Here is a 20,294-nt window from a genome sequence, read left to right on the forward strand (position 1 = left end):
CCATTGGACAATCCTTTTTGAAACAATCATTCCGACCATGATGAATGTAAAATACAATGACAAAAATTCTTATTTTTATATTCAGGTCTAAAATGTTGGACAATATCTTCTTTCATATTGCCAAATGTTGTTTCCGGTTTGTGCTTGAAACCTTCATAGAACGCTGGAATAATTTCCTTTTTAAAATTATTACGTGGGAATATTTTTATTATTTCTTCACGCAGGTCTTCAGGGAATTGATCAAATCCATCTCCCATTACATCTAAACCTACACCATGAAAAAGTAATGCTACTTCAGACTCTTTATGCTCTGCAACTCCAGGGGTCGTATGCAGTGCAATCGCATCCCATACGAGCTGGATGCTGGCATCCGGAATTTCATAATGCTGTAAAAACTGTCTTGCAGCATTGGCACCATCTACTTCAAACCGTAAATCTGGGCTACTATATTTTTTTGTTAGGCCAAGATCATGAAATAAAGCACTGACATATAATAACTCCAATTCATACTCTTGTTTCGCTTTTTTTCCATTCACTGCCCCAAATAAAAAGACACGATTTGAATGATTCCACAATAAATCATTCCCATGCTCACGTAAAATTTCAGCTGCATCTTTCGCCAATCTTGAATCAGGAATTTGAATACCTGCTATTGTTTGTTGCATAATTAAAAACCCCTTTACAATGTATTACTCACCTAATGAGTTGTCTTCATTGTAAAAAGGTTCCTATCATTTTACTATCCAATCATTTCTATGATTATGATAGAAAAAAACTATAATATAGAGTCATGTAAGAAATCGATTACGTCCTTATCTGTTTTAAAATACAGCTTTTCAATTTCACTTACCAATAACATAATATATTGACGTGCTGCAAAATTTATAAAACCATTTTTTTTTCTTATGAGTGTAACCTTTTTTGTCAACGACGGTTTTTCAATATGTTGGTAAAATAAATCCTTTGTATCATAAAACTCATACAATGTACGTGAAACAATACTACGACCAACACCACTTCTTACTAGATTTAAAATGGATTGGATACTAGATGTTTCTACAATAGGCTCTAGTTGCTTTCCAATTTCATTGCTAGTTAGTTCAAGTATTTTTCTACATTGGTGCATATTTGGGAATAAAATTAGCGGATCATCTAACGCAGAAGAAAATGGAATCCTCTTTTCCTCACTGTGTTGATTACTAATCAGATAAAATTCTTCTTCGTACAACTTGATCACTTGCAATAAATCATTTGGGTTAAGATGAAAACCAATTCCAAAATCAGCTTGATTCTCTAAGACAGCCACCTCTATTTGATCAGTAGTCTCAATGAACACTTTAACGTTCGGATATAATTGATTAAATCGAATACACAAAGTAGATGTCAAATCCGTTATTTCTCCGGGTAACACAGCAATCCTCAATTCTCCGATTTCTACTTTAGTCAATGCATCAATTTGAGATGACATACTTTGTAGAGAACTTCGAATATTTAAGGCTTCTTGCCTTACAATTTCCCCTACCTTAGTTAGCTCAATTTTCTTTCCGATACGGTTAAAAAGTGGATAGCCAATTTCTCTTTCTAGAATTTTTATTTGATGACTTAAAGTCGGCTGTGATATTCTTAATTTTTCAGCGGCATTTGTAAAATGCAATTCATTACTGACCATTAAAAAATACTCCAAATGTCGTAATTCGATACATATCATTCCCCTCTTAGGTCAATTTCTCTGTGTATATTGAAATCACTTTATGAGATGCATGGTGGGACAATAAAATTATTGCTTCAACTGTTTTAATAGGTCAATATACCAAAAATTCATAGTAGCGTTCATCAATAATACTTTTTAGAATTCACCTACAAAAGGACCTATTCTTGCCCCTCAAGATTACCATATCTTCTTTGGGCTAACTCTGGATCATCGTAAACTGAAATTTTTGAATCGATCAGTTCAAGATTTTTCTTCAACTCCTCGATCTGTTTTAAAACGTGATTGCGATGATCTATAAGCATCGTTTTTCTGTCTTCTATCGTTTTCATGCCTTCTACACACCAATCTGCATATTGCTTAATTTCTTTAATAGGCATCCCTGTATCCTTCAAGCAACGAACCATCGCCATCCAGTTAAGGTCTGTTTCCGAAAACACTCTGTTACCAGAATTATCTCTGCCAATAAAAGGCATTAAACCCGCTTTATCATAATAACGTATCGTGTGAGCAGACATTCCAAATTTTTTTGCAACTTCTTTAATAGAATAATTCATTCTATATCATCCCTTAACCTAGATTTATCTTGAAAACATCTAACTTATTATAGTGTATGATTAATTAATTTTTCAATTTTTTGACTGATATTAATGGGAAGAAAACAAAAAAATAAAGATAAGCTATATTTTATTATTTTATCTCTTGCCTTAGAGTTAACTCGAAGATTTATACTTTTCGTAGACCACAGAAAATAACTAAGTGGTTAATAGAATTAATATACAAAGGAGATATGACTTATGGGTAACTCAACTCAAAAAATTGCACTTGTAACGGGGGGGAGCCGTGGGCTTGGAAGAAATACCGCTATTGCATTATCTAGAAAGGGAGTAGACGTTATAATCACGTACCATAGTCAGAAAGCAACCGCTGAAGAAGTTGTAAAGGAAATTGAAGCCAACGGTCAGAATGCAGCAGCATTGCAGTTAGATACGGGGGTAGTATCCTCCTTTGAAGATTTTGTATTTCGACTATCCCATGTACTAAAAGAAAAATGGGATCGCGATCAATTCGACTTTTTAATCAATAATGCAGGATTTGGGATACACGTTCCTATTATGGAAACAACAGAAGAACAATTTGATAGATTGATGAATGTACAGTTTAAGGTGTATTTTTCCTTACACAAAAGTTGTTCTCCCGTATTGCAGATAACGGAAGGATTATTAATATATCAACAGGATTGACGCGTTTTGTGCTTGAAGGCTTCGGTGCTTATTCTGCAATGAAAGGCGCAATCGAAATATTAACGAAATACATGGCCAAAGAATGGGGAACACGAGGTATTCGTGTAAACGCAGTCGCCCCAGGAGCGATTGCTACTGATTTTGGTGGTGGTACAGTAAGAGACAATCCTCAAATGAATAAATTTATCGCGTCAAATACAGCGTTGGGTAGGGTCGGTGAAGCAGACGATATTGGCGGAGTTATAGCATCCCTATGCTCAGATGAGATGGGTTGGGTGAATGCGATTCGTCTCGAAGCTTCCGGCGGCCAGCTTCTTTAATAAGATTCTAATGGTTAATTAAAATAAAGAAAAGTGTCATAAATTATTTGAAATAACCATTAAATCCTTTTATAAAAAACAGCTCTCTGGACTTTAAGTTTCAAAGAGCTGTTTCTTTTACTGAACTAATCTCAGTTAGCAATAAAGCACTAATCTATGATTAACCTTATTGATTTGCAAGTGCAAATACTTCGACCACTTCATACAAACTCGGGTCAAACTCAGCTAAAGTTAATATTTTTTGAAAATATGACAGTGCTTTGAGACATTTCACATAGCATTATGTTTTAATTCATTAAATGTTTTTCTTTCATTTTCCGATAATTCCTCGTCCAAGGAAGATATTTACCCTTTTAATCATCCCTTGTTGTTCATTATCGAGACGTACTCTTTTGCAATCCAGTTCGCATGAAAAAAGTACCGTTTCAGGTCTTTTAATTTTGCCTTCATACGTTTGAGATTGCGATAGTAAAATATAATCAGCTAATTCCTTTTCAAAAGCTCTATATTGGCAAATTCCTGTAGATAAAGGAGTTTTCCCTGACCGCATTGTTCAAACAGTTTCCCTTACGGTTCGGGACATACTCAACGTAATTTGGTGCTGTTCTAATGTTTTTTGATATTGTATCATTTGAAAATGCCAGCCTTGACTTGAATGAAGAGTCACTTGAGTCCGGTGGAATATTGAACTCAAGTCTAAAATTTACTTATAATATTTGTCTATTACCTAGGGTAAACGCTTCGCAAGTTTAAGTTTTCATACATTGATAAGGGTAAAAGTTTCATTAACTTTCCCTACAGTCAACACCTGCATCATTCTTTACAATTGATGGTTTTAATTCTCGTCAAAAAGTACCCTGCGTTGGCTATCTTCTTGATTTCAATATCAAATGAATTAAGCGCCTCTTCAACATTAGTCCTAGCCACTGATGTTAGTCCTCCCTTTGAATATTGACTTAAATCGGTCCACCTCAATACCACTTTTATATAGTATATACATCATTAGTATTTGCCGTGTGACCTAATTACTAGGTTTTCCCTAGATAAAAAATCATTTTTGACAGTCAACCTTGCATTATGTAACCATTAAGTAGTAATGAGATAACCTTGGTTTTGAATGTCTACATTAAATTGGATATCCATTTTCATTTTTGTATAGTATTTTGTTCTCCAATCTTTTAATTCCTTACGTGTTAGTTCCTTCCGAAAGAATTGACCTGTTCCAAAAATATCTGCTTTGTTCTCTTGTGTTTTTGAAAACATACGATTAAATCGTTCACTTAGCGTTTTGTTTAATTCCTTTTTAATTTCATTTTGAGAAGGCTCTCCCCTTGTTTCCAAAATCACTACCTTCAACTTAATCTTGCTTTTTAAGAAGGGTTGGTTGTTATGAATCGAACCTTTGTGGTGGATTGAATTATTAACTATTCGAACCGTTGCTTTTTCCATGACCTCAATTTCTCCCGAACTACTTTCGCCTTTGAAGATATTATATAATAGCGTTTCATCCGGACTTATCTGATCTACCATTTTCCCATTTTTAACGATGGCTGACCCTATTTGTTCCATAGCAAACTCATCCCCTGTACGAATTAAGGGGATTGCGACATCATACGTATAGGAATGAATCCCTCTGTAAACTTCCCAAACTCTTGTAAGTGCAATATCAGGATTCCAACCTGCATTCTTCTCAAAGAAATCAACAGTTGTTGAACCAACTGTTCGAATTGTGTCTTTTAACTTTGAGAAGATTACATTAATATCCTCATCACAAATGGCTACCAATGCTTTGGGGGAAACTTCACGCGAACGCATAAATCCACCAATGATATCTTTTACACCGTCCTCTGCTGCACCTCTTTCAATTATTATTAATTTCACATGTAGTAGGTCAACCCTGTTTTCTAAATGTCGACTGATTGTGTCAATAGCCTTTGCTATGGTCTTATCTTTGACAGATACGATTTTTGGTTCAATCTTTCCTACTTTTGACATTGGTAAATTAAGTATAACTTCATATTCATTCTCTATTTTAGACACACCAAGAACAACCGGAAGGATTCGATGGTTGATATCCTTATTATCCCAGCATCCCGTCAAAGGTAAAATCGTTATAAGTAAAATTGCAAATGTATGCATTACCTTTTTATGATACGGTTTCATGATGACCATTCCTTTTTCTAACTCCCCAGAAATAGATTGATAATGGAACAGATATAAATACGTAGAATCTTAAAAATGAGTTCCACCAGAATAGTTTCTCAACATCCTTCCAATCTGGAACCAAAAAACAAAGAAAAAAGAGTAATGAGGATAATATTAACAAAAGGTAGACTGGTTTAATATTAGGTACATAACGATTTATAATAAGAATTGTTTTACACATCACAAGAGAAACATATAAAATCATGAAGGATATTAAACTTAATAGAAAAAAGAGAGTCACTCGATCAAACATCAGCCAACTAACGTTAATGGAATCGGCAATCACTACAAATGGTAAAAAGGTAGCCGAAGCAGTAGATTGGCCAAGGGTAAGAATAGGAATATAAACAGAAAATACAAAAAATGGAATAAGGAGTAATGCCGAACAAATAATGTGCTTTCTCTTATATGAGAAATAAGGTTGTACAAATCCAAGAAACAAAAAACCACCTGTAAAGACAAAAAAGCTTTCATAGTAACTCCTACTTGTAAGGAAGTTAAGATCAGGTCTTACGGGATTAATATATCTCCAATCCACATTTTGAAAAGATAAGATGAAAACAAATAAGAATAGTGGGAGAAAAATAATAGCCAACAGTATACCTGTCCTTAAAACCGTTTCCATTCCGTTTTTTGCAACATAAGTTGAAACAATCAATAACAAGAGAGTAACGGCCCATAGTGGTGTAAATGATAAAAAAACGAGTGTAATAATTTCCGAGTAAGCTCGAACGGTTATTAATGTAATAATGACGAAATATAGTAAGACCGGAACTAGAAATAGTATGACAGCACCTTTTCCTATACCTGAGAATATACTTATTAAGTTTTCGCCTGGAAAATAATTTAACCCTTTCATATAAATATGTAAAAATAACAAATGTACAAGTAACCCTATCAGAATTGGTAGCCAGTGACCTTGTTGCGTACTAGCGATAATATTACTAGGAAACATAAAGAAGATAAGTCCCAAATGTGTAAGCAAATAAAGGATCACAACATGCAAACTTCTTACCACTAGTACTCACTCCTCCCAGTGTTTATATGAAGATAGGATTTTCCAAAGGTATTTATGCTTGCCATGTGAGCACAAATGATAACGAGGCCTGTTACAAGTCCAAACAAACCAAAAATAGATGCTAGAATGACATTTACATATTTGTATATCCTGATTGATGTAAAATTTTGGGCACCTATAAGCGTTGAGTTTCCAATAGTAGTTGCTGCCAGTATGATAATTAATAGATTGCTTACTAATTTTGCTTCAACGATGGCTTGGCCTAAAATAATCCCACCAACCATCGTAATTGCTGGACCAATAGACTTTGGAAGTCTTACAATTGCTTCAAGTATTAATTCTAGAATGACTAGCATGATTAAGATTTCTACAATGGCAGGGTAAGGAACCCCTTCTCGACTTTGGAGTACGGATAAAGCGATTTCAATTTGAAGAACTTCGGGATTAACCGCTACTAACGCTACGTACAAACCTGGGCTAATTAATGCAACAAGCATACCAATCACTCGTAAACAACAGAGCGCTATCATAATAGGTTGTGGAAGATTACGATCATTCTCAACGATAAACATATCCCATAATAAATTCGGTAAAATGATGGCGAAGGGTAACTGGTCTATAAATAGAACTACTCTCCCCCTTTTAAGAGCCTGTGATGCGTTGTAAGGAAGCTCTGTTGAATTAAATTTTGATATGGTATCCCAAGTTGAAAACTCGAACATTTTCGACAATGCTTGTATATTGCTTATATCCATACCTTTATTTTTTTCAATTAGAGATTTCACCTTTTCAACAATTTTGGTATCGACCTTCCCATTTATATAGAGCATTCCTAGATTTTTATTGATATCATTTCCAATTGAAACGGTATTAACTGTTAGTTCATTTGAAACGATTTGTTTGCGTAGTAATCCAATATTAATTTCAATATCCTCGTTAAAAGAATTTAGCGCACCTTTTATGACATTTTCATTTGTTGATACGTCAATCGATCTATTTAGCATCTTCGAAACAGGTTCAAATAGTATACACTGGTTTGTACCTTCTATATTGATAACTAGCTTGCCTTCCTTTATTGCAGAAATCACTTTATGACTGGTACCTTCCTTACTTTCACCAATTACATTCCAGATATCTTGAGTTGATGTACCTTGAGACAGTAATCCATTTGTTAACTTTTGAAGAACAACTCTTGTTTTTTGTGTATCAACTAATGTATCTAGACATATCAAGACAACGACAGAATCCGCTACTATATCACGTTGTAGAAAAAAATCTTTGTTCTCACCAAGTATTGACCGTACTTCCTTTACTATAGGATCCATTTCAATATTCCTCTCACCATGAGATAGTATTATTTTTAGTAATATTGGTGTTTTTATACATTTAGGTGCTTTTATGAATAAAACAATACATTATTATTTTTTTTATCCGAAAGTTATAGAATCGTTTTATTGATTAGTAGAAAAGCTTGTGGACTTGAATAATCTACTATCCATTTCGTTTACCATACATATACCTTCAACTGTATTAAAGTACATAATATGGATACAATTAGAATAAATATGAGGTGGAATTAAATTTTATTTACCTTACCTAATTGTGTATGTTGGAGGTTTTTATATATGCTACGGCACATATTTAGTGAATCAAGACTATTTTTATAGGTATATATTAGTATGGTAGTCCAAAGATTTAGACAATCTGGAATTACTGCGACTAAAAAAACCCCATAAATGTTAGATGCTTGTTTAACATTTATGGGGCTGTTCAAGAGATTAATATATTTTATGGGTGTTTATTAATTGTGGAAGTTCCTATATGTGGTTTCTGTTCAAGTGTATTTAAATCTTTAACTAAAGCTATAGCAAATGCCGCGATTATTCCTGGAATGGCGAATGCTAAGAAATTTTGCTGAACTGTCAAATTAATCGTAAGGAGGAACCCCCCCAGTAATGGACCTAGGACTGCTCCTAATCGTCCAACTCCCGAGATCCAACCTAGCCCAGTAGAGCGCATATGAATTGGATAAATCTGTGATGCATATGCGTACACAATAATTTGGGTCCCTATCGTAGTAGCTCCTGCAACTGCAATAAGAAGATACAAAACAATTGTGTTAGTTCTAAATCCTAATAAGATTAAAGATACTGCGGCTAACACAAAAAAAAGTATTAAAACTTTTTTTCCATTCCAACGGTCCGCAGCTACCCCCCCCTAAAATTGCACCAAAAACTGAACCCAGATTTAAAATCAAAAGAAACATAATACTTGAACCTAATTCATATCCTGCATCTGCCATTAATTTTGGCAACCAGGTATTTAACCCGTAGATCATTAACAAGACCATGAAAAATGTGATAAAAAACATAACTGTAGTTAAAGCACGACCATTTCTGAATAGCCCCATAACAGGGGAACCTGTCTTTTCAGGAAGTGTCATTTCATAATAGTCGTTTTCAATAGGTGTAAAGGAAGGATTAATTTTGGATAATACCTCACTAACCTTTCCATCTTGATTTTTAGCCAATATAAACTCTATAGAATCAGGTAGGTACTTGTATAACAGTGGTATGCTAAGTAAAGGTATGGCCCCTACAAAGAAAACTGATTGCCAACCAAATTTTGAAATCAATACGATTGCCAATCCAGCTGAAGCAACTCCTCCCACAGAGAAGCCGCTGAACATAACAGTAACCAATGTGCTTTTGAGTGACTTCGGAGAATATTCAGTAACTAACGCAACAACGTTAGGCATTACACCACCTAATCCAAGACCAGCCAAAAACCTATAGATTCCGAATTCAACAGGTCCACTGGCCAAACCTATTAATCCCGTGAATAGACTGAAAAGCGCCACACAGAATAAAATGATATTTTTACGCCCCATTTTATCAGCAAATGAACCAAAAATTACACCACCTAACATTGTCCCAAAAAAAACATAGCTTCCTAAAGCTCCAGCCTGCGCAGGTGTTAAAGACCATTCTTCCATAAGGATAGGTAATACGGAGCCGAACATGACTAAATCATAACCATCAAAAAAGATGATATATGCACATAAAAATATAACCAGAGCATGAAAGCGATTGAATTTTGATTCGTCAATCATCTGATTAACATTGACCTTACGCATATTTTCCCCCTATTGCTATTTACTTAGATTTAATGTTTTGACACTTATTGGCTCGAAGTTAAATCTCAAGTTGAAGATGTACTAAATTAGTTTTTTACAGTTTATACTTTGTCAGGAAGTTCAACATACTTTGATTAAATTCACTGGGATTCTCCAACATTGGGAAATGTGCTGAATTAGAAATTATGTTTAACTCAGAGTTTATTATTTTCTCATGCAATAGAAGAGACTCTTCAACTGGTGTTATCTTATCTTCTTCACCAACAATTATTAAAGTTGGGACATTAATTTGGGACAACTGATTTCGTGAATCAAAATCAACTAAAGATTGCATGGCCTTTTCGGCAGCAAACAATGGTGTTTTTACTACTTCTCTTTCAGCCCATTCAACTATATCTTTGGAAGTCTTATTAGAAAAGCTTTTCCTTATTAATTCTATACTAGATGCTTCAATTCCAAGATCCTTTAAAAGGGTAGTGGTATTCTTCGCTTCATTTCTCCCCCGCCCGTGTGCAGTTGTTCCAACTAGCACTAATGCTTGTACCAATTCAGGATAATCAAGTACGAATTTCTGTACAATAGCTCCACCCATTGATAGGCCAGCAACTATGGCAGAATTAATATCTAATGTATCGTATAAACTTCTTAAATCTTCAACGAAATTCTCAAATTTGTAAGAAACACTGCTAGGCTTATCAGAATCTCCATGACCTCGTAAATCAAAAGTAATAACTTTATAGTTTGAAGAAAGTGTTTCAAGTTGATTTTCCCAGAAACCACTCGTGGTAGTATATCCATGAACAAAGATAATTGGAGTACCCACTCCTTTAATATTTACATTCAAAGATAGTTCATTTACCTTAATCTCCATTTTCGTTCTCCTTTAAATTATTTATTGTACTGCTAAAAATCCATTGAAAACGTATTTAATAACGTCCCTTTCCTGAAACTGTTATTCAACCATTAGTTGGAATAAAATTTCTTTTTCTAATATGGGCTCATTGTAAAATTTTGATTTTTTTAATCATTCTATTCTCTCCCTTACAAAATTTAATTAAAGCTTAACAAGATTCTATCTATTTTAAAAATATATATCGAGTTACATATTTATATATAAATAGTATAAATGTTGAAAATTCAGTAAGTTTAGGAGATGATGTTTTTAGTAGATTAAGGAAAAAATATGAGATTTGATTTTTCTTAAATAAACTTGACAATGGATGGTGACATATGGATATTCGACATTTAAAGTACTTTACTACGATTGTAGAGGAAGGAACGATTTCTAGTGCGGCAAAAAGATTAAATATCGCTCAACCACCTTTAAGTATGCAGCTTAAACAATTAGAAAGTGAGTTAGGAATTACCCTATTTGAGAGACACACAAGAAAATTAATCTTAACTGAAGAAGGAAAAATTCTTTATAATCGGGCGAAAGAAATTATGGAGTTAATTTCCAGAACCTTTGAGGAAATGAAGGAACTTTCAGAAGGGATGAAAGGTACGCTCGCAATCGGTACGATTACTTCGTTCGGGGCTAAAATATTGCCGGATAAAATCCGTGATTTCCAACAGAGTTATCCGAACATTCAGTTTCAGGTGTACGAAGGAGATCCTAATCGAATAATGGAGTTATTAGAAAATCGAATTATCGAGTTAGGTATCGTTCGACTTCCAATCGATAACAAAATTTTTAATCATATTCAACTATCGGATGAACCGATAGTTGCTGCAATGAGTAGTAAATGGGAAATCGGAATCAATCATAGATATATTTCGTTAAAAGAATTAAAAGGTAAACCACTAATGTTCCTACGAAGACAAAAAGGGACCTCGATATATTCCCAGGAGATATATACAATTGACTTGGTCCAAAACGCTTGCTTAAGTGCTGGATTTGAACCTAGAATTGTTTGTGAAAGCAGCGATATTATCACGATTTTAACTTGGGCCAATCACGAGATTGGTATTGCCATTGTTCCGAAAAATGCAAAATATCTCATCCCAAATTCAGGTCTAATCTTTAAAGAGATAATAAATCCAACGATTATGGCTAAACCTTCAGCCTTAATATGGCTAAAGGATCGTTATCTCTCCAATACCTCAAGACAATTTATCGAGTATTTTTCAGTTGTTCAGTCCAAAACTGAGTCAACAACTGAAAACTACCAAGGTTAAACGTTGGTTGTGGGCACTATGGATATAAATTAACTTTACCCTACTCATTTGTACCTTTCTCTTCAAAAAATCAATCAAGTGTTTTATAGACTGGCTATAAAAATAATACAATTTTCATATATTTTTTGATTTACAATTTACTGAATTTTTTCTATCTCAAATATCTTCTTCAAAAACTTCTTTTACATCCAATAACTTTGCTTAAAAACATATAAAAAGTTGTGTGCTTTGTTGTCGTCATCAAGTCGACCTTGTCTGTTCCAAGATATTATCAGACACTCAATTTTCTATTTTGCTTGTATATAGACAATCAACATACTCATATAAGGCTGAGGGGTGCTGTCCGAAAATGTAAGAACAGCACCTCATAATATTATGGAAAAAAATGATTGTTCTTCTCCAAAAAATCCTCACTCGAACCCCCTCTAATGATCTATATACAATTTTTTTGTCCCTGTTCTAATAATATTTTAATCTATTACCCCTTTAGTACCAGAAGAAGCATACACAAAAGAGCGTAAATCCTTCTTAACCTTAACCACAATAAAAAAAAACATCTAAATCCACACGTAGCATGGACTTAGACGTTTTCTAATTAAATATTAAAGCATTTTGGTGTGTATTACACGAATAGTATAACGATGGAATATCAAACTTCTATGCCACTTACGAAGAACGACACAATTAGAAGAAAGCACTAACGAAATAGTTGAGGAGTTTCATTCCAGAGCTTTAAAGCTAGATCTTTATCAATTGCCCATGGTTTAACCCCTACCTTATCATTCAACTCTGTAGATATAGGGGCAATATTTACATTCTCGCAATAGACCCCGCCAAATCCGTTTAATTGAGGACTAGTGGCACACCAAACAATAGTTGCCGCACCTTCTGTGATGGTTTTATGCTCGTCATTATATTGATCATATCCACGTTTGCCGTTTGATTTAATTGCGCCCATTGTTGCTAACTCTTCATCCGACAAATTACTAGAAAGCCCAGTTACAATACTTCCAGGATGAACAGTAAAGGAACGGATCAAATCTTTTTTAAACAGTACATCAATTGCTACACTAAAAAGCGAAACGGCTGTTTTAGCTTGGCCATACCCAATCCACTTATCGTAATGGCTTTGATTGAAATTTGGGTCACTAAAGTGAAAAGGAGAGTACTGGTGTGCTCTAGAAGAGAGATGAACTAATCTAGCTCCATTAGCTTTTTGTAGCTTTGGAATTAATCCCTTTGTTAAGTAATAGTGACCTAAATAGTTTACGGAAAGTTGCATTTCATTTCCCATTTCATCTCTAGTTAGTGGAATAGCCATTATTCCAGCACTGTTTACTAATATATCTAGTTTTAGATAATTCTTATTAAACCATTGTAGAAAAGAATTTATAGTAGATCTTTTACTTAAATCGAAGATATCAGGATATAGTATGGCATTAGGAATACCTACTAAAGCTTCTTTTGCTTTCTCAACATTTCTTGCCGGGACGATGACAGTGGCTCCAGCGGAAGCTAAGGTCTTGGTTGTTTCTAATCCTAAACCAGCATATCCACCAGTAATGATAGCCACTTTTCCTTTTAAGTCAATATCTTGTATAACCTCATCTGTTTTAGTACGAGCAGTATAGCTTGTTTGCAACGGTTTTTGCACTATTTTCCTCCACCTTTAAGGTTACTAAAGTGAGAAATTTTATATTGTACCTTTTCTAAAATTTGTAGGCGTTTCCGTAATTCAAGCTCTATTCTTTTTTCGTGTTCTTGTAAAATAGAGTAACAGGAAGAGTAGTCATTTCTTTTGTAAGCATCTATATAGGTTTTTATTTGATCTAATGGCATCTCCGTGTCTCTTAAATAAACAATAAAACCAAGATATTGAATAATTAGTTCATCATATTCTTTATATCCACGAGCATTTTTAATGGGTGTGTCTATAAGCCCAAGTTTTTCATAGTAGCGAATAGTAGGGATAGATAAGCCTACAAGTTTAGATACTTCAGAAATTTGATACATTATTCTCACCTCGTATATTGAGCTTACAATGTAAAGTCAACTTTATGTCAAGCATATTATTATTATGGGATACATTTATAAAACAAGGGTACATATTTGTTCATTAGTTAAAGGATCTCACCATTCTCGTCAAAAGTTCTGAAAGTAAAATAATTAATCATATAAAACGTATCCTGCCCCATTTGTGACATAATAATTGGCAATCTACTATAAGTACACCTGTCATTATTTGCTAAGACAAAAGCCAGCAGTTTGCTCAAAAAAGAATTAACAATAACCCCTTCAGAGTACTTCTAAAGGGGTTAATTTGAATTGACTTCCTTGTTACAACTGCTTAAAGCCCAGAATGGTTGAACACATTCCTCAAGGAGCCACCATCTTAAGTGAAATGGGCCGAATAAAAAAGAACTTTCCATTAGTATATGGAATACCCTACATCTAACAAAAGCAGTTGAATATCAATAACGGACAGGTAGTTTTAATGAAGACTTTTTGCATCATATGTCAACCTATTTGGAGAATGCCATTTTAAATCAGAGAAAGTAGATTTGCTAAGACCACTGAAACTTTCTTAGCGTTGTTAAAAATGGGGGAATCGTCTTGGCAATGAGCTTAGCGTTGTAAATCCGCATTTTCCTGACGGTGCCCCATAACGTCCTCCTATAAAATTCTGTCCTGGCTAACCGATTGTTTTATTATTTCGAGAACATACTCTTCAAGTGTAATCTTAGCAGCATCAGCATTGTTTTTAATTTGCTCTTTTAAATCGGATGGTACATGGACCATTATAGGTTCTAACTCGGTATCAATATAGACTTTATCTTCACGTACATATAATTTCCCCTCTACTAGATGTTTCTCCATTATAAGGATCTCTGTTTCATGAGTAGTTTTAGAAACTTTTAACACAATCGGTTTTACTTCCATATGGATACTTTCATCTATAACTTCCATCTTAATGTTTCTATGGCCTAAATTCCTATATAGTAGTTCAAGTATTGTGTATACTGGGGAGCTGATATGTACTGGTTTTGGAAAGATAAACTTAGCATATCCTCTTTTCGTAATATATTTATACTCAGCTATATCTTCCAACTTCTCAAACCCTATTTCCTTACTTTCCGAGAGGGTCAGGTTTCTACCGTCTTCTACAATAACCTTACCTTCATCATCATCTAACTCCATAATCCTAGCTATTTGCTCGCCGTTTTTTAAACTCTGAAATAAATAGTAGTTATCGCTGGTATAAAAAGCTTTCTTTCGTTGTTTATTCCGTATTACAGACGAATTTAGCATTTTCTCAATTTCTTCATCTGATATGAAATATAGTTCTCTTCCTTTATATAACTGTTTAGTAGCTTTTAAGATTCCCTTAGAAATATAAGAGGATACAGTTGTTGGATGCACCCCTAATTTTTTGGCAGCTACACCAGTTGTGTTGCCTGGCTTAGCGAATTTCTCTTTTAACCCTTGAATATCTTCAACCCTAAATAATAAAGTTTCATCTATTTGCCATTTATCCTCATAGACCGGCTTCAAAGTTCCTTCTTTTACATATTTATAAATAGTAGAAACAACTACATCGAGTGCTTCTGCTGCTTGTTTCGTTGTAAGATACTTATTTTGCTCAGACATTTTGATTACACCCTTTCTCCCTAATGCCCCGGATGGGTTTACAAATATTTACCGTAGTTTTTATCTATATATCATCCGGCTTTTCCTAGCACTATATATAACCATGCATATTAAACCTATACCATTGTTTCATTGACCATATTTTAAATAACTGCTATTGGGTTTGATCAATTATATTAACTTATAAAAGTAGTAACTAGAAATACCATCTACCTTTTTCAAATACCCTTTCATAAGATATATGTATTCCCTATTTTAATGTATAGATAAAAACTATCTAGATGTGATTGGTATTAAAATCTCAATAATATAAAAATTATCTTATATCACAAACTTATGATTTTCTTCTTCCTACCCACTTTTCCAAATTTTGTATTTTACCAACAAGATGAGTATACCATAATTTTTCGATAGACTAAATATAATTATAAGTATTTATATATGTAGAGTTAATTTCATTATATATGTAAATATAAAGTATATATACAAATAGCATATTTTTCTACTATCTTGATATTTTCATAGGTAAATACTGTATAATGGATATATCAAATGGATACTACATATAATTAACTCATTAATAATAGAAAATAAAAGGAAGGAGTTTAGAGATATGGATTACAATTACGAAATCATTAATGATTTTGTTCCGATAAAGAGGATAAATAAAGAGATTACTACTGGTAACTTTTTCAATATCCCCTCTCTTGTAACTAAATTCCTCAATAAAGATTTTCATCATGAAATGATAGACATTATTGATGTTGGAGAAGAAGATGATTATTCAAAGTTTAATGACTTGGAAATGATCTATTTATTTATTCATGAAGAAAAAGATCAAGATGAAAAAAAGAATCGAACAGCGGATACAAAAAAAGAATATGCAAGAGAAATTCTCTCCTTTTATAAAAAGATGATTGAGGATGGTTCAATGTTTGATTTTGATACCACTGGTCACGATATTTATTCTGTATTAAAAAACTTACGCCCTAGAAATATTCGTAAATATCAAGAGTGGCTAAAGGTTGTACCTCTAGGTAAAAGTGGCACCCCCTATTCGATAGCAACCATCGCTCGAAAAACAGTCGTTCTAAAATCTTTTTTATCCTTTTTATATAAGAAGAAATACATACAAAGACAACTTAATGAAGCATTAAAGAGTGCAAATGTACGTGATACCGATAGACCGGATAGGGATTTAAGTTTAGTAGAGGCACAGCAAATATTAGATTATTTCAGCGAACACCCTATTCTTAACTGCCTACTTTCAGTGTTAATAACCACTGGTGCACGTGTTCGTGAAATATGTACTTGCAGAGTATGTGATTTATCTTATGACAAGGGATTATACTGGCTAAAAGTTGTAGGAAAAGGGGGTAAGGAAAGAGAGCTGCTAATATATCCGAATGTAATGGATACAATTATCGAATTTCGAAAACGAAGGGGATTAGAAACGGGGCTAAATTCACTAAATGATACTCCTCTATTTACTACTGCAAAAGGAAAAGCTTACAATTACAAATATCTTTCTAATTACATAACAAAAGCATTAGAAAAAGCTGAAATTCCTTTTATTAAGTATAGTAAACGTCGGATCAGTGCACATAATTTTCGTCATGCTTACAGTATAATTTCGAATGAATTAGGAGCGGATATATATCAAATTAGTAAATCTCTAGGGCATTCAGATATACGGACTACTATGATTTATTTAGAAAAAGAACAATCCAGGCATAACAATGCTTCACACGCTTGGAAAAATTCTAGCATTTTACAAAACATAAATAAGAAAAACAACGATTAGCATTAATTTCTGTGACGAACTTAACAGAAACCTTTCCCCTTTTAAAGTATTGTTTATTTGAATAGATAGGGGGGATTTTTTGTATCAAAATGTATTAAAAGTTAATATACCTAATGAATTACTAAAGGAAATGGAGATTCAAGGTGTATTTGGCAATTAAAAAGTGCTATAAACGGCAGTATGTTTTATGAATGTAAAAAGAGCCAAAATACGCAAGTAGTGCATAAAAACTTGCATATTTTGGGCTCTGTATTTTTATTCCTTATTATGCTAAAGCATCCATTAGTTCAAAATCAATTAAAATAAATAATGCTGAATAATTCAATTAAAATCGCTACGAAAAAAGCTATACCAAATCCAATTAGTTGTTTTTTGGTAGTTTTTTTAAGTAAATAACGTTCACATAACAATCGAGAACCAATAGCAAATAGCCAGAAAGAAAATACAGAAATTAAACAATGTGTATTTGGTAATTAAAAATGACACAAATTGTTATTTAATTAATTCAAACAGGCTACCCGTTAGAGAGTGCAACAAGGTTAGTGCTACAAAACAGGCATGAACATTATTCAATAGGAATGGAAACAGATGTTAACCATATTATATTAAACCAGTTTAATGATGAAATGGTGAACATCTGTTTCCATATAATACAAAGATGGATTTGTTGTTAATGATTAAATTTCACAGATTTCTTTTAACTCTGATAAATAATTTATCGTATATGTGCTTTTAATCGTATTAAATCCTGGTGATATTTTATTTGATGGATTAAACAAACAAGTATCGATACCCATATTGATTCCACCTAATATATCAGTGTTAGGAGAATCTCCAATTATAAGCAACTTATCTAAATTTTTATCATCGATATTAAAGATGACATGTTCAAAGAATCTTCGATCAGGTTTTTGAAAGCCGATTGATTGAGAATCAAATATTTCACTGAAGAATTTATACAAACCGGACATTTTTAATCTTTTAATTTGAGTTTTTCTTATCCCATTTGTAACAATTATCATTCTATGTGTTTTCGAAAGTTTTTCACATATTTCCAATGCACCATCAATTAAGAGATATCCATCAGCGAGATATTCCCTATATTTATTTTCCCAATCAATACCATCTATATCTATATTGTGTAATTTTAACGCTTCTGAAAATCGTGAATTTAACACGAGTTCTAATGGTATTTCACCTTTTTCATATTGTAACCATAAATTTTTGTTAATCAAATCATATGTTTTCCTAATTTCGTTAGTCAATGGAACTTTGTGTTCTGAAAATAAATTTTTCAGTGCAATTTGTTCATATGCATCAAAATCAAGTAATGTTCCATCTAAATCAAATAATAAAGTTGAATATTTCATTTTTACTCTTCTTTCATTTAAATATTTTTATATAATGTCAAAATATAAGTTATATATAAATGGATGAGGAAAATAAATGACATCAATGAAACATAGATAAGTCATCTTCACATATTTAATTTAATAATTAAATTGTTATGAAAGGTAATTGAAATTTTTAGTCTCTTCACTTCGAACTACATGCTATCGTAAAGAAAATTCATTCAGAAAATCTACAACTTTTTTAAAAATACCTTAAATTTCCTCTAACTCATACAGTGAGTTGTAAAATTGCACGGATATCAATTAAGCTCCAAGCTTGATTGATTTTTGATTCAGAATCAATCTAACTATACTATACAAATCAAGCGCTAATCCCTTAACAAGGATAGCGCATGATTGCTGTAGTGCATACATAAATAAAATTTCTTATTTTGCAGTTGTTGCGAAAGCTCCCATTGAAATGGAGATTCGATTCCAGTTATTAATTTGATTGATTAAAATAACAAGATCTACATAATCTTTTTCACTAAAATGTTTACGCACTAGATTATAAAGATCATCAGGTACACGCTTAGTTGGAATTAACGTTACATGTTCAGTTAATTCTAATGCCACTTTTTCAGCATCTGTGTAGAAATCGCAATCTCTCCATGCGCTGACACAAAATAAACGCTGTTCCGTTTCACCCATTTTTCGAGCGTCAGTCGTATGCATATTAATACAAAAAGCACAGCCATTAATTAGAGAAGCACGGATTTTAATTAATTCACGGAGTTTACGATCTATCCCAGTAGATCTATTATACTTTTCCATTTCCATCATAATTTTAAGTGCTTCAGGTGCTACTTCTAAATAATTTATGCGTTGTTCCATGTTCATTCCTCCTAAATATTGTTACAGACTATAAGAATGTCTGTTATCAGGATATGAAATTGTTAGTCATATTCTGATAACAGTCAACCTTAAAGGCCCCTGTTCTAAACAATTGCATTGTTATGCTGTCAGTTTCAAACCAATAGCTGCTATTAAGATCATAATTATAAATAAAATTCGCTTCCAATCATGTGATTCCTTATAAAATACCATCCCTACCAGTGTACCTCCTATAGTCCCTATTCCAGTCCAGACTGCATATGAAGTCCCCATCGGGAGTGCTTGCATTGCCAAACTTAGAAACCCAAAACTCAATAACATCCCTCCTAAAAAAGTGATATATGAACTTAGATTTCTATGTTTACTCACTTCGTTCATACCTGTAACAGCAACCACTTCAAATGCACCAGCTAAAATAAGAAAAGTCCAATCCACTACGCTGCCTCTCCTTTTTCATCCGAAACTTCATTTGTCACCACTTTCAGACCGAACACCCCAGCCAACAGCAAAAGTATAAGGAATAATTTAATCCAACTTAATGGTTCTCCAAAAATAATTATTTCTACCAGAATTGTTCCCATTGTGCCCATACCAGTAAAAACTGCATAAACAGTACTGACCGGCAACCTATTGGTAGCAAAAATCAAAAGGTAAGTTGAAATAAAAATCGCGATAATTGTGCTAATCCAAGATACCCAATTAATTGAGTGCTTTAGCCCAATTACCCATAATATTTCAAAAAATGCAGCTCCGAAAACAAATGTCCAATCTCGATTCATTTAATTCTCCCTAAAAACCCTCTTATTCT

At 33.2% G+C, this 20,294-nt stretch carries 19 protein-coding genes and 2 pseudogenes; 3 read left to right on the forward strand and 18 right to left on the reverse strand.

Annotated elements, in window-relative coordinates; all coding sequences use genetic code 11:
* Positions 1–26: 26 nt before the first annotated feature.
* From AC6CHV_RS07490 to AC6CHV_RS07500, 3 genes are all read right to left on the reverse strand, one after another.
* Positions 27–665 (reverse strand): HD domain-containing protein, encoded by a 639-nt coding sequence (locus AC6CHV_RS07490; RefSeq protein ID WP_498078527.1) that lies wholly within the window; start codon positions 663–665, stop codon positions 27–29.
* A gap of 110 nt (positions 666–775) precedes the next feature.
* On the reverse strand, positions 776–1,708 hold the full coding sequence (locus tag AC6CHV_RS07495; RefSeq protein ID WP_498078528.1) for a LysR substrate-binding domain-containing protein: 933 nt from the start codon (positions 1,706–1,708) through the stop codon (positions 776–778).
* A 161-nt stretch (positions 1,709–1,869) separates the two neighbouring features.
* The gene (locus AC6CHV_RS07500; RefSeq protein WP_121449428.1) at positions 1,870–2,265 is read right to left on the reverse strand and encodes a MerR family transcriptional regulator; all 396 of its coding nucleotides are present in this window, start codon (positions 2,263–2,265) and stop codon (positions 1,870–1,872) included.
* 240 nt (positions 2,266–2,505) lie between these two features.
* Between AC6CHV_RS07500 and AC6CHV_RS07505 the strand changes: the two are divergent.
* Positions 2,506–3,272, forward strand: a pseudogene (locus AC6CHV_RS07505) (SDR family oxidoreductase).
* Between the two features lie 357 nt (positions 3,273–3,629).
* Here the strand turns inward: AC6CHV_RS07505 and AC6CHV_RS07510 are convergent.
* From AC6CHV_RS07510 to AC6CHV_RS07540, 7 genes and pseudogenes are all read right to left on the reverse strand, one after another.
* Positions 3,630–3,933: pseudogene (locus tag AC6CHV_RS07510) on the reverse strand (hypothetical protein); the annotation flags it as partial.
* A gap of 425 nt (positions 3,934–4,358) precedes the next feature.
* A complete protein-coding gene (locus AC6CHV_RS07515; protein ID WP_498078529.1) occupies positions 4,359–5,435 on the reverse strand; it encodes a Ger(x)C family spore germination protein in 1,077 nt (358 codons plus the stop codon).
* Complete coding sequence (locus tag AC6CHV_RS07520) at positions 5,419–6,495, reverse strand: GerAB/ArcD/ProY family transporter (RefSeq protein WP_498078530.1); 1,077 nt, start codon at positions 6,493–6,495, stop codon at positions 5,419–5,421. The genes AC6CHV_RS07515 and AC6CHV_RS07520 overlap by 17 nt, the downstream gene beginning before the upstream one ends.
* Positions 6,495–7,820, reverse strand: coding sequence for a spore germination protein (locus AC6CHV_RS07525; RefSeq protein ID WP_498078531.1), 1,326 nt, complete (start codon positions 7,818–7,820; stop codon positions 6,495–6,497). The genes AC6CHV_RS07520 and AC6CHV_RS07525 overlap by 1 nt, the downstream gene beginning before the upstream one ends.
* 463 nt (positions 7,821–8,283) lie before the next feature.
* Positions 8,284–8,658, reverse strand: coding sequence for an MFS transporter (locus AC6CHV_RS07530; RefSeq protein WP_498078532.1), 375 nt, complete (start codon positions 8,656–8,658; stop codon positions 8,284–8,286).
* On the reverse strand, positions 8,621–9,631 hold the full coding sequence (locus AC6CHV_RS07535; protein WP_498078533.1) for an MFS transporter: 1,011 nt from the start codon (positions 9,629–9,631) through the stop codon (positions 8,621–8,623). The genes AC6CHV_RS07530 and AC6CHV_RS07535 overlap by 38 nt, the downstream gene beginning before the upstream one ends.
* Before the next feature lie 94 nt (positions 9,632–9,725).
* Positions 9,726–10,502, reverse strand: coding sequence for an alpha/beta fold hydrolase (locus AC6CHV_RS07540; protein WP_498078534.1), 777 nt, complete (start codon positions 10,500–10,502; stop codon positions 9,726–9,728).
* Positions 10,503–10,861: 359 nt separating this feature from the next.
* Here AC6CHV_RS07540 and AC6CHV_RS07545 point away from each other — a divergent pair, with 359 nt between their 5' ends.
* The gene (locus tag AC6CHV_RS07545; RefSeq protein ID WP_498078535.1) at positions 10,862–11,809 is read left to right on the forward strand and encodes a LysR substrate-binding domain-containing protein; all 948 of its coding nucleotides are present in this window, start codon (positions 10,862–10,864) and stop codon (positions 11,807–11,809) included.
* Between the two features lie 697 nt (positions 11,810–12,506).
* Here the strand turns inward: AC6CHV_RS07545 and AC6CHV_RS07550 are convergent.
* From AC6CHV_RS07550 to AC6CHV_RS07565, 4 genes are all read right to left on the reverse strand, one after another.
* Positions 12,507–13,463, reverse strand: coding sequence for an SDR family NAD(P)-dependent oxidoreductase (locus AC6CHV_RS07550; RefSeq protein ID WP_498078536.1), 957 nt, complete (start codon positions 13,461–13,463; stop codon positions 12,507–12,509).
* Positions 13,463–13,822 (reverse strand): MerR family transcriptional regulator, encoded by a 360-nt coding sequence (locus AC6CHV_RS07555; RefSeq protein WP_498078537.1) that lies wholly within the window; start codon positions 13,820–13,822, stop codon positions 13,463–13,465. The genes AC6CHV_RS07550 and AC6CHV_RS07555 overlap by 1 nt, the downstream gene beginning before the upstream one ends.
* A gap of 528 nt (positions 13,823–14,350) precedes the next feature.
* Entirely contained in the window at positions 14,351–14,410 is a 60-nt protein-coding gene (locus tag AC6CHV_RS07560) for a hypothetical protein (protein WP_498078735.1), read from the reverse strand.
* Between the two features lie 72 nt (positions 14,411–14,482).
* Complete coding sequence (locus tag AC6CHV_RS07565; RefSeq protein WP_498078538.1) at positions 14,483–15,457, reverse strand: helix-turn-helix domain-containing protein; 975 nt, start codon at positions 15,455–15,457, stop codon at positions 14,483–14,485.
* A 613-nt stretch (positions 15,458–16,070) separates the two neighbouring features.
* Here AC6CHV_RS07565 and AC6CHV_RS07570 point away from each other — a divergent pair.
* Positions 16,071–17,261 (forward strand): tyrosine-type recombinase/integrase, encoded by a 1,191-nt coding sequence (locus tag AC6CHV_RS07570; RefSeq protein WP_498078539.1) that lies wholly within the window; start codon positions 16,071–16,073, stop codon positions 17,259–17,261.
* Positions 17,262–17,938: 677 nt separating this feature from the next.
* Here AC6CHV_RS07570 and AC6CHV_RS07575 read toward each other — a convergent pair.
* The 4 genes from AC6CHV_RS07575 to AC6CHV_RS07590 form a co-directional block, all read right to left on the reverse strand.
* Positions 17,939–18,631, reverse strand: coding sequence for a YjjG family noncanonical pyrimidine nucleotidase (locus tag AC6CHV_RS07575; protein ID WP_498078540.1), 693 nt, complete (start codon positions 18,629–18,631; stop codon positions 17,939–17,941).
* 408 nt (positions 18,632–19,039) lie between these two features.
* The gene (locus AC6CHV_RS07580; RefSeq protein ID WP_498078541.1) at positions 19,040–19,486 is read right to left on the reverse strand and encodes a carboxymuconolactone decarboxylase family protein; all 447 of its coding nucleotides are present in this window, start codon (positions 19,484–19,486) and stop codon (positions 19,040–19,042) included.
* A gap of 120 nt (positions 19,487–19,606) precedes the next feature.
* Positions 19,607–19,921, reverse strand: a complete 315-nt coding sequence (locus tag AC6CHV_RS07585; protein WP_498078542.1) for an SMR family transporter — start codon at positions 19,919–19,921, stop codon at positions 19,607–19,609.
* Positions 19,921–20,265 (reverse strand): SMR family transporter, encoded by a 345-nt coding sequence (locus AC6CHV_RS07590; RefSeq protein WP_498078543.1) that lies wholly within the window; start codon positions 20,263–20,265, stop codon positions 19,921–19,923. The genes AC6CHV_RS07585 and AC6CHV_RS07590 overlap by 1 nt, the downstream gene beginning before the upstream one ends.
* Positions 20,266–20,294: the final 29 nt, after the last annotated feature.

Source organism: Ferdinandcohnia sp. GQ5, assembly GCF_059759275.1.

What these genes read in the sequence shown, in the direction of transcription:
- AC6CHV_RS07490 (WP_498078527.1), bottom strand. Translation starts at nt 665, where the DNA reads ATGCAACAAACAATAGCAGGTATTCAAATTCCTGATTCAAGATTGGCG.
- AC6CHV_RS07495 (WP_498078528.1), bottom strand. Translation starts at nt 1,708, where the DNA reads ATGATATGTATCGAATTACGACATTTGGAGTATTTTTTAATGGTCAGT.
- AC6CHV_RS07500 (WP_121449428.1), bottom strand. Translation starts at nt 2,265, where the DNA reads ATGAATTATTCTATTAAAGAAGTTGCAAAAAAATTTGGAATGTCTGCT.
- AC6CHV_RS07515 (WP_498078529.1), bottom strand. Translation starts at nt 5,435, where the DNA reads ATGAAACCGTATCATAAAAAGGTAATGCATACATTTGCAATTTTACTT.
- AC6CHV_RS07525 (WP_498078531.1), bottom strand. Translation starts at nt 7,820, where the DNA reads ATGGATCCTATAGTAAAGGAAGTACGGTCAATACTTGGTGAGAACAAA.
- AC6CHV_RS07535 (WP_498078533.1), bottom strand. Translation starts at nt 9,631, where the DNA reads ATGCGTAAGGTCAATGTTAATCAGATGATTGACGAATCAAAATTCAAT.
- AC6CHV_RS07540 (WP_498078534.1), bottom strand. Translation starts at nt 10,502, where the DNA reads ATGGAGATTAAGGTAAATGAACTATCTTTGAATGTAAATATTAAAGGA.
- AC6CHV_RS07545 (WP_498078535.1), top strand. Translation starts at nt 10,862, where the DNA reads ATGGATATTCGACATTTAAAGTACTTTACTACGATTGTAGAGGAAGGA.
- AC6CHV_RS07555 (WP_498078537.1), bottom strand. Translation starts at nt 13,822, where the DNA reads ATGTATCAAATTTCTGAAGTATCTAAACTTGTAGGCTTATCTATCCCT.
- AC6CHV_RS07565 (WP_498078538.1), bottom strand. Translation starts at nt 15,457, where the DNA reads ATGTCTGAGCAAAATAAGTATCTTACAACGAAACAAGCAGCAGAAGCA.
- AC6CHV_RS07570 (WP_498078539.1), top strand. Translation starts at nt 16,071, where the DNA reads ATGGATTACAATTACGAAATCATTAATGATTTTGTTCCGATAAAGAGG.
- AC6CHV_RS07575 (WP_498078540.1), bottom strand. Translation starts at nt 18,631, where the DNA reads ATGAAATATTCAACTTTATTATTTGATTTAGATGGAACATTACTTGAT.
- AC6CHV_RS07580 (WP_498078541.1), bottom strand. Translation starts at nt 19,486, where the DNA reads ATGGAACAACGCATAAATTATTTAGAAGTAGCACCTGAAGCACTTAAA.
- AC6CHV_RS07590 (WP_498078543.1), bottom strand. Translation starts at nt 20,265, where the DNA reads ATGAATCGAGATTGGACATTTGTTTTCGGAGCTGCATTTTTTGAAATA.